Here is a 13,904-nt window from a genome sequence, read left to right as displayed (position 1 = left end):
CGCACGACGATGACGACGCTCGATCCGAAGCTGCAGATGGTGCGCACCGCTTGTCCTTATTGTGGCGTCGGTTGCGGCGTGCTCGCCACGCCCGACGGTCGCGGCGGCGCGGCGATCTCCGGGGATCCTTCGCATCCGGCCAATCTCGGCCGACTCTGCTCCAAGGGCTCGGCGCTCGGCCAGACGCTCGGGCTGGAGAGCCGGCTGCTGTACCCGATGATCCGCTGCAAGGGCGGCATGCAGCGGGTGGCCTGGAGCGATGCGCTCGATCACGTCGCGACCCGCCTCAAGCACATCGTCGCCCGCGACGGCGAAGACGCTGTGGCGTTCTATCTCTCCGGCCAGATGCTGACCGAGGACTACTACGTCGCCAACAAGCTGATGAAGGGCTTTCTCGGCTCGGCCAATGTCGACACCAATTCGCGGCTGTGCATGGCCTCGTCGGTCGCCGGCCACCGCCGTGCCTTCGGCGCCGACACCGTGCCCGGCACCTATGAGGATCTCGATCAGGCCGATCTGCTGGTCTTCGTCGGCAGCAACGCCGCCTGGTGCCACCCGGTGCTGTACCAGCGCATGCTGGCCAACAAGCAGGCGCGCGGCGCCAGGTTCGTCGTCATCGATCCGCGCCGTACCGACACGGCAAGCGAGGCGGACCTGTTCCTCGGTCTGAAACCCGGCGCGGATGCGGCGCTGTTCTCCGGCCTGCTGGTGCATCTGGCCGACACCGGTGCGCTCGATCACGACTACATCAACGCTCACACCAGCGGCTTCGACGAGACCCTGGCCCGCGCCCGGAGCCTCGCCGGCAGCGCCGCGGCGACCGCGCTCGCCACCGGCCTGTCCGAGGTCGACGTCGCCGCCTTCTTCAAGCTGTTCCGCGATACTCCCAAGGTCGTCACCCTCTATTCGCAGGGCGTCAACCAGTCGGCGCAGGGCACCGACAAGGTCAACGCGATCCTCAACTGCCATCTCGCGACCGCGCGCATCGGCAAGCCGGGCATGGGGCCGTTCTCGCTGACCGGCCAACCCAATGCGATGGGCGGCCGCGAGGTCGGCGGCCTCGCCAACCAGCTCGCGGCCCACATGGGCTTCACGCCGCCGGACATCGACCGCGTCCGCCGCTTCTGGAAGGCCAAGGACATCGCCACCCATGAGGGTCTCAAGGCGGTGCAGATGTTCGAGGCGATCGCGCGCGGCGAGATCAAGGCGCTGTGGGTGATCGGCACCAACCCCGCGGTGTCGCTGCCGGACGCCGATCTGGTCCGCGCCGCGCTCAAGAAGCTCGAGCTGCTCGTCGTGTCCGAGAACGTCCGCTCCAACGACACCGTCGATGCTGGCGTCCACGTGCTGCTGCCGGCGCAGGCCTGGGGCGAGAAATCGGGTACGGTCACCAACTCCGAGCGCCGCATCTCGCGCCAGCGCGCCTTCCTTGCGCCGGCCGGCGAGGCCATGCCGGACTGGTGGATCCTGAGCGAGGTCGGCAAACGGCTCGGCCACGCGGGCGCCTTCAATTACAACTCTGCGGCAGACGTGTTCCGCGAGCACGCGGCGTTGTCGGCCTTCGAGAACGACGGCACGCGCGACTTCGACATCGGCGCGCTGGCGACGATCACCGACGACGAATACGACGCGATGGCGCCGGTGCAATGGCCGGCGCGCGCGGGCAAGCCGCCCGAGCCGCGCTTTTTCGCCGACGGCGCCTTCTTCACCAACGATCGCAAAGCGCGCTTCGTCGCGCCGGAGGTGCCGGCGTTGCGCGGCGAGACCACCGCCGCCCGCCCGCTGCGCCTGAACACCGGCCGCATCCGCGACCAGTGGCACACGATGACGCGCACCGGCTTGAGCCCGCGGCTATCAGCGCATCTGCCGGAGCCGTTCGTCGAGGTGCACCCGGATGACGCGCTGCGCTATGGCCTGATGCATGACGGTTTCGCCAAGGTCACGACCGAGCACGGCCAGTGCATCCTCAAGGTCGTCGTCAGCGAGCGCCAGCAGCGCGGCATGCTGTTCGCGCCGATCCATTGGAACGCCACCAACTCATCGCATGGCCGCGTCGGCGCGCTGGTCGCCTCCCACACCGATCCGTTCTCCGGCCAGCCCGAGGCCAAGGCGACGCCGGCCGCGATCAGTCCCTATGAGTATGTATTCCGTGGCTTCATCCTGTCGCGTACCGAGCTCGAGCTGCCGACCAATCTGTGGTGGGCGCGCGCGACGGTCTCGGGCGGCTTCGGCTATCTGTTCGCCGACAACGGCGATCTGTCGCGCTGGCCGGTCTGGTTCAAGGCGCGCGCCACCGACGACGTCACCGATTACATGGATGTCGGCGGCGGCATCTATCGCGCCGCGTCGTTCGCCGACGATCGCATCGAAACCTGTTTGTTCGTCGGCCCCGGCCATGATGCTGGCGACTGGAACGTCGTGAAGACGATGTTCGCCGCCGACCGCCTCGACGACGACCAGCGTCGCACGCTGCTGTCCGGCCGCGCGCCCGACGGCGTCGGCGGCGGCCCGATCGTCTGCGCCTGCTTCGGCGTCGGCCGCGACACCATCTGCGACGCCATCGCCGGCGGCGCGCGCACGCCCGCCGCCATCGGTGCGCAGCTCAAGGCCGGCACCAATTGCGGCTCGTGCGTTCCGGAGATGAAGCGGCTGATCGCGCAGACGGCCACGGACGCCCCGCCGATCGCGGCGGCGAGCTAGCCGAGAACACTGTCGTTCCGGGGCGAGGCCAACGGCCTCGAACCTGGAATCTCGACATGGTGGAAATGAAACAGCAAGACAAGCTCGGGATTCCGGGTTCGACGCTGACGCGTCGCCCCGGAATGACGTGGGTGTGGAAGCGTGTCAGATGCCTTGAGCAGGGAGGGCACCCAATCGACGCCGTGCGCCTCATCCACTATGCTCCCGCGCATGAAGCACAAGACATTCGGAACCGGCGGCGGCGGCGTCTCCGTCATCGGGCAGGGCACTTGGTATCTCGACCACGCCGATCGCAGCCGCGCCATCGCCACGCTGCGGCGCGGCCTGGATCTCGGCATGAGCCACATCGACACCGCCGAGATGTATGGCGATGCCGAGCTCGTCATCGCCGAGGCCATCGCCGGCCGACGCGACGAGGTGTTCCTGGTGTCGAAGGTGCTGCCGAGCAACGCCTCGCGCAAGGGCACTGTCACCGCCTGCGAGCGCTCGCTGCAGCGGCTGAAGACCGACCGGCTCGACTGCTATCTCCTGCACTGGCCGGGCTCCTATCCACTCGCGGAGACGGTGGCGGCGTTCGAGGAGCTCAAGGCCGCCGGCAAGATCGCGTCCTGGGGCGTCAGCAATTTCGACGTCGACGATCTCGACGAACTGCTGGAGGTCGCAGGCGAGGGCAAGATCGCCTGCAACCAGGTGCTCTATCATCTGCAGGAGCGCGCCATCGAGCATGCCGTCATCCCGTGGTGCGGCCAGCATGGTGTTGCCGTGGTCGCCTACTCGCCGTTCGGCCATGACGACTTTCCGGAACGCCGCAGCGCCGGCGGCGAGGTGCTGCAGCGGATCGCGGAGCAGCATGGCGCAACGCCGCGCCAGGTCGCGCTCGCCTTCCTGACGCGGGCGTCGTCGCTGTTCGCGATCCCCAAGGCGTCGCGGCCCGAGCATGCCGAGCAGAATGCGGCGGCCGGCGACATCGAGCTCACCGCGGCCGAGATCGCCGCGATCGATCGCGCCTTTCCGCGCGGGCCGAAGCCGCGTGGGCTGCCCATGCTGTAATGCAGCATCACGGAAAATTACGGATGTTTGCTACCCCGGCGCGTAGCAACGCATAAGTGCTGCCCGCTTCGATGGGTTGTCGCGGCGTCGCGATTGGCGTCTTGTCGCCACTCACCGAATCGTCCTGTTCCAAACTTCCGAGTTCGACCGTGACCCCGCCACCGAGTGCGGCTGCCGCCGCGCGGCTCGACGACATGCCGACCTCCCTCCAGGAGAAGCCGCAGGCCACGGGCAAGCGCGCGCCTGCACGGGCCGACCGGCCGTTTCGCGGCATCGCGCTGATCCTGCTGTCGACCGTGTTCCTCGGCACCTCGGACGTCACCGCGAAATATCTCTCGAAGACGCTGCCCTCGATCGAGATCACCTGGATCCGCTTCGTGGTCTTCTCGCTGATCATGGTGCCGGCGATGATCCCGGGCTCGCCGCTGTTCGCGATGCGCACCGAGCAGCTCAAGTTCCAGCTGCTGCGCGGCGTTGCGCTGCTCGGCTCGTCGCTGATGTTCATCACCGGTTTACGCTATCTGCCGATCGCCGAGGCCTCCGCGACCGGCTTCGTCGCGCCGCTGTTCGTCACCGCGCTGTCGATCATCTTCCTCAGTGAGAAGGTCGGCCTGCGCCGCTGGGTCGCAACCGCGGTCGGGCTGTGCGGCGTGCTGATCATCCTCCGCCCCGGCACCGGCGCGTTCCATCTTGCCGCGCTGTTCCCGATCGTCTCGGCGTTCGCCTGGGCCTGCACGCTGATCATGACGCGGATGATGAGCGGCCGCGAGCACGCCATCACCATCATGACCTATTCCTCGATTGCCGGCGTCTGCGTGCTCACGGCAATCGTGCCGTTCGTGTGGACCACGCCGTCCTGGCAGGACATCGGCTTCGGCGTGCTGGTCGGCGTCGCCTCGACCATGGGGCAGTGGATCGTCGTGCTGGCATTCCGCTATGCCGACGCCTCGGTGCTGGCGCCGTTCTCCTACACCCAGCTCCTGTGGGTCAGCATCCTCGGCTTCCTGGTGTTCGGCGAGGTGCCGGACGTCTGGACCATCGTCGGCGCCGCCTTCATCGTCTCCAGCGGCCTCTATACCGCCCATCGCGAGCGCGTCCGCCGCTCGCAACTGCTCCAGGTCGCCGGCGAGAGCTCGCCGAATCCGTGAGCCATCGGTCGCACGCCCCCGGGCCATTACGGGGGAGCGACTTTTTGGGTGGATGCGTTGCGTGTCCGCTACACCTGCGATCAAACGCGTAACGTGCTGATTTCAAATAAGAAACAGGAACGCCGTCGATCTCGGCGGGCGCTGTGCGCCTGCTAGGTCTTGGATTGCATCACGGGGTGCAGAGCAAGATCGGGGGATTGCGTGCAGAGGCGGGTCGAAACGGCGGTGTGTCGGACGGCGCGGGCCGTGTGGGGCGCGCTGGGACTCATGCTCGGGCTCTGTGGGCTCGGGCTGACGACGTCGGCGCAGGCCCAGACCGACTACACCTGGGGCGGCACCGGCTCGTCCACTGCGACTTCCGACTACAATCTCTCGACCAACTGGGAGAGCCCGCCGGCCGGCGCGCCGCCGGCATCGAGCGGCCAGGAGGCGCTGTTCGGCGCCACCGGCGCATCGACCATCACGGTCACCGCGCCGATCAATCCGGATTCCTGGATCTTCCTCAGCAACGCCCAGTCCTATTCGATTGGCGGCGCCGGCGTGAATTTCGGCGTCGCCGGCTCCGGCTGGGGCTTCATCAACAACGCCAATTCCGGCCAGACGATCACGATCGGCAACAATCTCGGCGAGACCGTTGCCGGCGTGCGCGCCGAGCTGCTCGGCAACAGCACCACGATTCTGCTCGGCACCAACTCCTATTCGGGCGGCACCTTCATCGGCAGCGTCGCGACGCTGCAGCTCGGCGACGCCACCCACACCGCCCGCATCATCGGCGACGTGTCGAATTTCGGCATCTTCAACGTCGTCAGGGCCGACACCTCCGGCATCACCTCGCTCACCAATGACGGCGGCACCACCAACTTCCTCGGCGCGAGCTCCGCCGGCACGATGACGATCGTGAACCAGTCGATCGCCACGACCGCGTTCGGTGTCGCCGGCGGCACGGACACGGCCACGGCGGGGAACGCCGTGATCACCAACCATCAGGGCCGCACGCTGTTCAACGCCAACACCAGCGCCGGCAATGCGACGATCACGAACGATACGTTCAGCCTGCTGGCGTTCGTCAATGCCGCCACGGCCGCCAATGCGGTCATCACCAATGGCGGCAATTCGTACGTGATGTTCGGGATCGGCTTCGGCAGCGACACCCCGTCGGCCGGCAATGCCACCATCATCAACAACATGAACGGCCAGGTCCAGTTCAACGCCCATTCCACCGCGGCGAACGCGACCGTCACCACCAATGACGGCGGATCGACGCTGTTCTTCGATCACGCCAGCGCCGGCTCCGCCACGATCATCACCAATGATGGCGGCCGCACCCGCTTCCTCGACAATACGACCGGCGGCACCGGCCAGTTCGTCACCAATGGCACCGGCGTGGTCGATTTCTCCGGTAGCATGGGTGTCAATGGCGACGGCCGCATCACCGCCGGCTCGCTGGCGGGCTCCGGCAACTACTACATCGGCGCCTTCAACACGCTGGTGGTCGGCGGCAACAATCTCTCCACCGAGGTCTCCGGCGTGATCGGTGACACCGATCCTTGCGGGTGCGGCACCATCGGCCCAGGCTCGCTGACCAAGGTCGGCAGCGGCAAGCTGATATTGTCCGGCATCAACACCTACACCGGCACGACCACGGTCGATGGCGGCATCCTCGCCGTCAACGGCGCCATCGCCGGCAGCAGCGTCGTAGTGAACGCCGGCAGCACGCTCGGCGGCAACGGCATCGTCGGCAGCACGCTGGTCAATGGCGGCGCGCTCGCGCCGGGCAATTCGATCGGGCTGCTCACCGTGCAGGGCAGCCTCACCTTCACGGCGGCCGCGAGCTACATGGTCGAGGTGTCGCCGGCCAATGCCGACCGGGTCAACGTGACGGGCACGGCGACGCTCGGCGGCGCCACCGTGCAGGCGAGTTTCGCGCCCGGCAGCTATGTCAACAAGCAGTACACGATCGTCAACGCCGCCGGCGGCATCAGCGGCACCTTCAACACGCTGATCAACACCAACCTGCCAGCCAACTTCTCTTCGAGCCTGAGCTACGACGCCAACAACGTCTATCTGAACCTGACGCTCGGCACGGCCGGGACCAACACCAACCAGCAGAACGTCACGGATACCACGACCGGCTATTTCAACCGCACCGGCGGCATCCCGCTCGCTTTCGGCGCGCTGACCCCAGCCGGCCTGACGCAGGCGTCCGGCGAGATCGCCACCGCCTCGCAGCAGGCGATGTTCGACTCGATGAAGATCTTCCTTGGCCTGATGACCGATCCCTTTGTTGCCGGGCGCAGCGCGAACGCATCTAGTCCGGCAGCGGCGTTCGCCGACGCAGGGCAGGGCGCTTCGCCTCGCGATGCCTTCGCGCGCATGCCGGTGAAGGCCACACCGGCCCAGCGCTTCGATGAGCGCTGGAGCACCTGGGCGGCGCCGTTTGGTGGCGGTTCGTTCGCCGACGGCAATGCCGCGCTCGGCTCGAACAACGCCACCATCCGCGAGGTCGGCTTCGCCGCGGGCGCCGATTACATCGTGTCGCCGAACTGGCTGGCCGGCTTCGCGCTGTCGGGCGGCGGCACCAGCTTCGGCGTCAATGGCGGCGGCAGCGGCCGCTCCGACCTGTTCCAGGCCGGCGCCTTCGCCCGCTATCGCAGTGGTCCGGACTATCTCTCCGCGGCGCTCGCCTATGGCTGGCACGACGTGACCACCGACCGCACCGTGACCGTCGCCGGCGTCGACCAGCTCCGCGCCCGCTTCGATGCGTCGGCCTATTCGGCCCGCCTCGAGGCCGGCCGCCGCTATGCCACGCCGTGGGGCGGGATCACGCCCTATCTCGGCGGCCAGGCGACGGCTTACGTGCTGCCGTCCTATGCCGAGCAGGTGCTCTCCGGCGCGGGCACCTTCGCGCTGAGCTATGCCGGCAAGACCGTGACGGATGCGCGCACCGAGCTCGGCGCGCGCGTCGACCGGTCGTTTGCGCTCGCCGACGGCGTGCTGTCGCTGCGCGGCCGCGCCGCCTGGGCGCACAATTTCAACCCCGATCGCACCATGACCGCGGGCTTCCAGGCGCTGCCGGGCACGAGCTTCGTCGTCAACGGCGCCGCGCAGTCGCGCGACCTCGCGCTCACCACCGCCTCGGCCGAAGTCGCCTGGCGCAACGGCTGGTCGGCGGCCGCGACCTTCGAAGGCGAGTTCTCGTCCATCAGCCGCTCCTACGCCGGCAAGGGCGTGGTGCGCTACAGTTGGTGATTGCGCGACGTCGTGTGGCTTGGAGCCGGCGTGCACCGATGCTAGGGGTGCGCTGAGCAACAAGAACAACAGGGAGCACGACGCCATGATCAACCTGACGCCCGAGACCGTCCTGCCCGACGACGGCACCAGCGGCACGCTGGTTGGCCGGGTCTGGCGCCCCGACGTGGACGGACCGGCCGTGGTCGCGGTGCGCGATGACGGTGTTTATGACGTCACCTCGGCTTTCCCCACCGTCAGCGCGCTGTGCGAGCAGGATGATCCGGCGACGGCGCTGCGCGGCATGGGCGGGCAGCGCATCGGCGACCTCGCCGCCATCCTCGCCAACACCCCGCCGGATCGCCGCGATCCGGCCAAGCCGTGGCTGCTGGCACCGGTCGACCTGCAGGTCCTGAAGGCGGCCGGCGTCACCTTCGCGATCTCGATGCTGGAGCGCGTCATCGAGGAGCGGGCGCGCGGCAATCCGGCCTCGGCCGAGGCGATCCGGAAAGAGGTGGTGCGTCTGGTCGGCGACGATTTCTCCAAGCTCAAGCCCGGCTCCGACCAGGCGATGCACCTCAAGCAGGTGCTGATCGAGCAGAACGCCTGGAGCCAATATCTCGAGGTCGGCATCGGCCCCGATGCCGAGGTCTTCACCAAGGCGCCGACTTTGTCGTCGGTGGGGACCGGCATGGATGCCGGGCTGCATCCGAAATCGACCTGGAACAATCCGGAGCCGGAGGTCGTGCTGGCGGTGTCGAGCCGCGGCCGGATCGTCGGCGCCATGCTCGGCAATGACGTCAACCTGCGCGACTTCGAGGGCCGCTCGGCGCTGCTGCTGTCGAAAGCCAAGGACAACAACGCCTCCTGCGCCATCGGCCCCTTGCTGCGCCTGTTCGACAAGACCTTCACGCTGGATGACGTCCGCAAGATGGACGTGGCGCTGAACGTGACCGGCAGCGACGGCTTCGTGCTCGATGGCCATTCCTCCATCAGCAAGATCAGCCGCGATCCGACCGACCTCGTCGCCCAGACCATCGGTGCCGTGCATCAATATCCCGACGGCTTCGCGCTGTTCCTCGGCACGATGTTCGCACCCGTCAAGGATCGCGACGCGCCGGGCCAGGGGTTCACCCACAAGCGCGACGACATCGTCACCATCTCGGCGCCCCAACTCGGCCGTCTCGTCAACCGTATGCGCAATAGCGACGAATGCGAGCCGTGGACCTTCGGCGTGGGTGCGCTGATGCGGAGCCTGGCGCGGCGCAAGCTGATCTGAGGCACGCAGCCTCCACACCCACGATGTCATTCCGGGGCGCGCGACAGCGCGAACCCGGTATCCATACGCCGCAGCGCTCGTGAGGCAGACGGCCTGAGTTACGATCGCGCTCCATCACGCAGGCTGGTGGTTATGGACTCCGGGCTCGCTCGCTTCGCGAGCGCCCCGGAGTGACGAAGAGACTGGGGGGCTCCTGCGTCACCTCACACGTGCCCCGATGCCATCTGGCTGGCGGCGCGGCGCGGACGCTCCTGCAGCGATGAGGCGTCGCCCAGCGCGCGCTCGCGCACCAGCGACAGCGCGTGGTCGCGTTCGGCGGCCGTGCTGCGCCGTGGCTCCGACCGGCGCAGGCCCAGATCATCGTCGATCGGATCCTTCGGCACCAGCGACAGCGCCCGCTCGAACGGATCGAGCGACGCGTCACGCCCCCTGCCGCCGTCACGGCCCGGCTCAGGCTCGGGCGGACGTCGCGCCACGAGCGTCTTGATGCGCCCGATCAGGCCAGATGGCGCTTCCGGTGGCGCGGAATCGAACGGGTCGGCATAGAACGTCGCGCCGGCCTTCTCGACCATCCCGGCGAGCGCGGTCACCATGCGCGGCGAGCCGCAGGCATAGACGACGTCGGAGGCCGTCAGCGTCGGCATGTGCGGCTCGATCCGTCCGGTGCGGATCGAGGGATGATTGACCGGACCTTCCTCGACCGTCGGGATGATCGTGACGTTCGGCAGCCGCGCCAATTGCGCCAGGATCGGCGTCATGTAGAGCTGCGGCAGCTTCTTGGCGCCGGCAATGATCACCATCGGCCGGTTGCGGGACTCGCGCAGCGCCATCGCGGCGATCGCCCAGATCGGCGCGAAGCCGGTGCCGCTGCCGGCGAGGACGAGACGGCCGGTGCCGCCAGGGCGCAGGAACGCATGCCCATACGGCCCCTGGATGCGCAGCCGATGGCCGGGACGGATGCCGCTGCCGAGCGCGGTCGTGACGCGGCCGCCACGCACGCGCTTGATGTTGAGATGGATGACGCGGCCGCCGATGCGGCCGTCGAACGACGCCGTCGGGCTGTAGGCGCGTGCCGGATAGCCGTTGAAGGTGAACTTGAAGTACTGCCCGGGCAGATAGCTGATGCTCTTCTCCGGGGCGATCATCAGCTCCATGATGTCGGGCGCGACCTCGCGCAGGCCGACCAGCCGCGCCTTGCTGGTGTCGATTTCCGGCACGTCCTCCAGCTCGACGTCGAGATCGGAGACGACGCGCGCCTGGCAGGCGTAGATCATGCCCTGCGTATGCGTCTCGCCGCACACCGTCTGGCCCTTGGAGACGTGAACCATGCAGGTGCCGCAGGTGCCGGCGCGACAGTCGAACGGAATCTCGACGCCGTTGGCGAGCGCGCCATCGAGCAGCACGTCACCCGCGCGGACGCGGAACTGGCGGCCCTTGACGGTGACGGTCCTGAAGTTCGACATGGTTCACTCCTCGATCGGATACGCTGTGACGATGGTGGGATGAGACCGCGGGGATTCACGCCTTGCCGGGCGACACGCGGATGAGATTCTTGTTGGCGGTGCTCTCGAACCGGCTCGACCAGTAGTTCGACGCCATCACCGGCCGCTTCAGCCAGCTCACCTTCGGCGAACGCAGCACCAGGAACCAGAAGAAGAACGGCGTCGTGATGAGATGCGAGACCAGCGGAAACCAGTCCGGCAGCAAGGATGCCGGGCCGGGCAGGCGATACCAGTAGTAGGTGCTGATCGCGGCCGCCGCGAAGATGCGATGCATCCGGGTGCGGGCGGCGGGCCTGTAGCGCAGGATATGCTCGCCGATCCTGAAGACGACGTAGCTGACGAGCGCGGCGCCCAGCGGCCACACATAGGCGGTGATGATCGCGGCCTGGTCGACCTGCTGCGGCGGATAGTCCGGCACTTGATACCAGCCCCAGACGAAGCCGGGGAAGCTGCCGATGAGGAAGTTGCCGAGGGACTGCTGGACTTTGGTGGGCACGCCCGCCGTCGGCGTCAGTTCGGGCGTGGAGTCGGGACACGGATTGCTGCAGGCCTCGCAGATGTTGCAGCGGGCATTCTTGAAGGTCAGGGCAGGGTTGGTGCCGTAGAGCCGCTCGACGGGGTGGATCGGACACAGCGAGGTGCACCAGCCCGAGCGCATTTCGAACACAGAGCCCATCGCGAACGCCATGACCGCGGCCGACAGCAGCATGACCGCCGTCAGCGGACCGTCGACATTGAGTCCGATTCGTCGCATCGGCACGACGATGAACAGCAAGGTCACGCTGATCACCGCGAGCGTCGCCGCGCCCCATTCCGGCATCCGGATGTTCTGCGAGATGCCCATCTTGTTGGGCAACAGATGGAAGGTCGCCATTGGACAGATGTTGCGCCACAGGCCGGGCGAGATCGTCACCAGCGCGGGCGCGATCGGAATCAGGAGATTCCACATCAGGGCGATGCCGAGGGGAGGGAAGAACAGCAGCAGATTCACCAGCAGCACGCCGACGACCAGCATGACCGTCTGCATCGTCAGCCAGAATCGCCGCTCGGCCCGTCCGGTGCTGCGGCTGCCGGCCTGTGCGGCCGGCTGATATCTGGCGGGGGCCACCTTCACCGCCACGTGCGCGAGCGGCCGGGCATCTCGATGTTGCGAAGCGTAGTCGTGTCGGGGCGAACGTTGAGCGCTGTTGTTCTGCATTGCTTTCCAGGACGCGAGTTGGTCTTCACGATCGCGCCGACGTCACGTTCACAGGCGCGGAGTTGTTAGTCCCGCAATCCCTGTGACTTCGTGTCGCAGCGCATGCTGTGACGCAGAATCTGACGGCGAGATGTGGCGCTTTTTGACGGCCAATATGGACGTCCCTGGGCCATGCTGCGGTCGGCCTGCGGCCGTTTGATCTGGATCAAATCGAGGAACATCAAGGATTTGATCGGGGGCTGGAGCAGTTTTTCCAGATCGTTTGATCTGGATCAATGACGGCCTCGGCTGTGACGTAGTTCGGGCGTGATCAGGGCAGTGCGCAGATGATTTCGACGCTGCCATAACGACCCGACGGGCAAATCAGATCGCGCGCTAAAATCCTGTCCAGCCGTCAGGCAAAAAATAAATCGCTTGCCGATTTCGTATAATCAGCATTACAGTCCAGCCCGTTCCGTTGCGTCGGAGGGGACGTATCGCGGTCGTCATGGACGTCGGCAGCGGAATGCGATGGGCGTGTGTCGTTGCAGCGTGATCATTCGCGCCGACGAACAATGATGCACGCACGGTCAAGTCGCGCGGTCCTGGCACCCCGATGCTGGTGTCGCCGCGGCGGCGCGCGGACAGCGCGTCGTCGCGCACGGTGGCCAAAAGCCGGCGCACCGGGGAGAACGCGAAGCAGCCGTCAAAACCATCGCGCAGGGAAGGCCGGGTGTTTTCGGCCAGACCTGTGGTACCTGCCGCCTGCATTTTTTCCGCAGGCGGGCCACGGGCGCGGCCAGCGCCCGGCCTTCCCTGCGCCCTCTGTTATGAGGGCGATGAGATCAGCATGACCCGGGCGCAACGCGCCGCGGGAGTAAGAACGCATGTGACCATCCCGGTCGGTCCTGGACTCATGATTGTGGCAAACCCGATGACACAACAAGGGTCGTCATTCCGGGACGCGTCGCGCAGCGGCGCGGGCCCGGAATCCATACGCACGATCGTGGTTATGGATTCCGGGCTCGCCCTGCGGGCGCCCCGGAATGACGGCGCAGGGAGAGGGGCTCATGCGAGGTCTCTCATGGCCGAGCGCCAGAGATGGCCGAAAGTCTCGCTTGGCTCTCCGCTGTCGTCCCGGACAAGCGCGCGCAGCACGCGCAGATCCGGGACCCATAACCCCAGGGAGATGTTGTTGCGCACGATGTTGGACCAGTCGTTCTTCGCAACGTCTGCCGCGGAGTATGGGTCCCTGCGTTCGCAGGGACGACAGCTGAGGTCGTGGCGATGGCCTGCCTCACACCGGCAATGCGATCGAGTACTTCACCTGGCTCAGCGCAAAGCTCGACTCGATCGAGGCGATGCCGTCGAGCCTCGTCAGCTTGGTTTTCAGGAACGCTTCATAAGAGGAGAGATCGGCCGCGACCACGCGCAGGAGATAGTCGCGATTGCCCGTCATCAGATAGCACTCCAGCACCTCGGGCCAGGCCGAGATCGCCTTTTCGAACCGCTTCAAATCCTCCTCCTTCTGCCGCGCCAGCTTGATGGAGATGAAGACCGAAACGTGCAGCCCGAGCGCCTTCTGGTCGACGGTCGCGAGATAGCGGGTGATGACGCCGCGCTCCTCCAAGAGCTTGACGCGGCGGTGGCAGGGCGAGACCGACAGCCCGACCTTGTCGGCGAGCTCCTGCATGGTGATGCGGCCATCGGCCTGGAGATGGCCGAGGATCTTGCGGTCGATGGCGTCGAGGTCAGGCATTGGGATAAAATCGCTCAAAGTGGATTCTGAATGGGAAAATATCTCAACAATCGGCAACTGC

Annotated in this window: 10 protein-coding genes; 5 read left to right on the top strand and 5 right to left on the bottom strand. The window is 66.9% G+C overall.

Features of this window, described 5'->3' with window-relative positions; genetic code table 11:
* Positions 1-9 precede the first annotated feature (9 nt).
* Together ACQR0W_RS02420 and ACQR0W_RS02415 are read left to right on the top strand one after the other, a co-directional pair.
* Complete coding sequence (locus tag ACQR0W_RS02420) at positions 10-2,700, top strand: nitrate reductase (RefSeq protein WP_434840559.1); 2,691 nt, start codon at positions 10-12, stop codon at positions 2,698-2,700.
* Between the two features lie 210 nt (positions 2,701-2,910).
* Positions 2,911-3,750, top strand: coding sequence for an aldo/keto reductase (locus ACQR0W_RS02415; RefSeq protein ID WP_316191785.1), 840 nt, complete (start codon positions 2,911-2,913; stop codon positions 3,748-3,750).
* A gap of 7 nt (positions 3,751-3,757) precedes the next feature.
* Here ACQR0W_RS02415 and ACQR0W_RS02410 read toward each other — a convergent pair whose 3' ends face one another.
* Complete coding sequence (locus ACQR0W_RS02410; protein ID WP_316191784.1) at positions 3,758-3,946, bottom strand: hypothetical protein; 189 nt, start codon at positions 3,944-3,946, stop codon at positions 3,758-3,760.
* Between ACQR0W_RS02410 and ACQR0W_RS02405 the strand changes: the two genes are divergently transcribed.
* The 3 genes from ACQR0W_RS02405 to ACQR0W_RS02395 all read left to right on the top strand — a co-directional run bounded on the left by ACQR0W_RS02405 (position 3,945) and on the right by ACQR0W_RS02395 (position 9,405).
* A complete protein-coding gene (locus ACQR0W_RS02405; protein ID WP_434840560.1) occupies positions 3,945-4,898 on the top strand; it encodes a DMT family transporter in 954 nt (317 codons plus the stop codon). The genes ACQR0W_RS02410 and ACQR0W_RS02405 overlap by 2 nt on opposite strands.
* A 267-nt stretch (positions 4,899-5,165) precedes the next feature.
* Entirely contained in the window at positions 5,166-8,147 is a 2,982-nt protein-coding gene (locus tag ACQR0W_RS02400) for an autotransporter outer membrane beta-barrel domain-containing protein (protein ID WP_434840561.1), read from the top strand.
* An 85-nt stretch (positions 8,148-8,232) separates the two neighbouring features.
* A complete protein-coding gene (locus tag ACQR0W_RS02395) occupies positions 8,233-9,405 on the top strand; it encodes a fumarylacetoacetate hydrolase family protein (RefSeq protein WP_315715735.1) in 1,173 nt (390 codons plus the stop codon).
* A gap of 203 nt (positions 9,406-9,608) precedes the next feature.
* Here ACQR0W_RS02395 and ACQR0W_RS02390 read toward each other — a convergent pair whose 3' ends face one another.
* The 4 genes from ACQR0W_RS02390 to ACQR0W_RS02375 form a co-directional block, all read right to left on the bottom strand.
* Positions 9,609-10,868, bottom strand: a complete 1,260-nt coding sequence (locus tag ACQR0W_RS02390; protein ID WP_315826404.1) for a 2Fe-2S iron-sulfur cluster-binding protein — start codon at positions 10,866-10,868, stop codon at positions 9,609-9,611.
* Positions 10,869-10,923: 55 nt separating this feature from the next.
* Positions 10,924-12,027, bottom strand: a complete 1,104-nt coding sequence (locus ACQR0W_RS02385; protein ID WP_316186862.1) for a ferredoxin — start codon at positions 12,025-12,027, stop codon at positions 10,924-10,926.
* A 453-nt stretch (positions 12,028-12,480) separates the two neighbouring features.
* A complete protein-coding gene (locus ACQR0W_RS02380) occupies positions 12,481-12,855 on the bottom strand; it encodes a hypothetical protein (RefSeq protein WP_316170605.1) in 375 nt (124 codons plus the stop codon).
* Between the two features lie 526 nt (positions 12,856-13,381).
* A complete protein-coding gene (locus ACQR0W_RS02375; protein WP_006613390.1) occupies positions 13,382-13,843 on the bottom strand; it encodes an Lrp/AsnC family transcriptional regulator in 462 nt (153 codons plus the stop codon).
* Between the last annotated feature and the right edge of the window lie 61 nt (positions 13,844-13,904).

It is taken from the genome of Bradyrhizobium sp. HKCCYLRH1034 (assembly GCF_051168375.1).
GTDB lineage: Bacteria > Pseudomonadota > Alphaproteobacteria > Rhizobiales > Xanthobacteraceae > Bradyrhizobium.
The sequence above is the reverse complement of the archived record's forward strand: the minus strand, read 5'-3'. Positions and strand labels throughout refer to the sequence as shown.

Excerpts from the sequence above, each read along its gene's own strand:
- ACQR0W_RS02405 (WP_434840560.1), top strand. The coding sequence starts at position 3,945 with ATGCCGACCTCCCTCCAGGAGAAGCCGCAGGCCACGGGCAAGCGCGCG.
- ACQR0W_RS02375 (WP_006613390.1), bottom strand. The coding sequence starts at position 13,843 with ATGCCTGACCTCGACGCCATCGACCGCAAGATCCTCGGCCATCTCCAG.
- ACQR0W_RS02420 (WP_434840559.1), top strand. The coding sequence starts at position 10 with ATGACGACGCTCGATCCGAAGCTGCAGATGGTGCGCACCGCTTGTCCT.
- ACQR0W_RS02380 (WP_316170605.1), bottom strand. The coding sequence starts at position 12,855 with ATGCAGGCGGCAGGTACCACAGGTCTGGCCGAAAACACCCGGCCTTCC.
- ACQR0W_RS02390 (WP_315826404.1), bottom strand. The coding sequence starts at position 10,868 with ATGTCGAACTTCAGGACCGTCACCGTCAAGGGCCGCCAGTTCCGCGTC.
- ACQR0W_RS02410 (WP_316191784.1), bottom strand. The coding sequence starts at position 3,946 with ATGTCGTCGAGCCGCGCGGCGGCAGCCGCACTCGGTGGCGGGGTCACG.
- ACQR0W_RS02395 (WP_315715735.1), top strand. The coding sequence starts at position 8,233 with ATGATCAACCTGACGCCCGAGACCGTCCTGCCCGACGACGGCACCAGC.
- ACQR0W_RS02400 (WP_434840561.1), top strand. The coding sequence starts at position 5,166 with ATGCTCGGGCTCTGTGGGCTCGGGCTGACGACGTCGGCGCAGGCCCAG.
- ACQR0W_RS02415 (WP_316191785.1), top strand. The coding sequence starts at position 2,911 with ATGAAGCACAAGACATTCGGAACCGGCGGCGGCGGCGTCTCCGTCATC.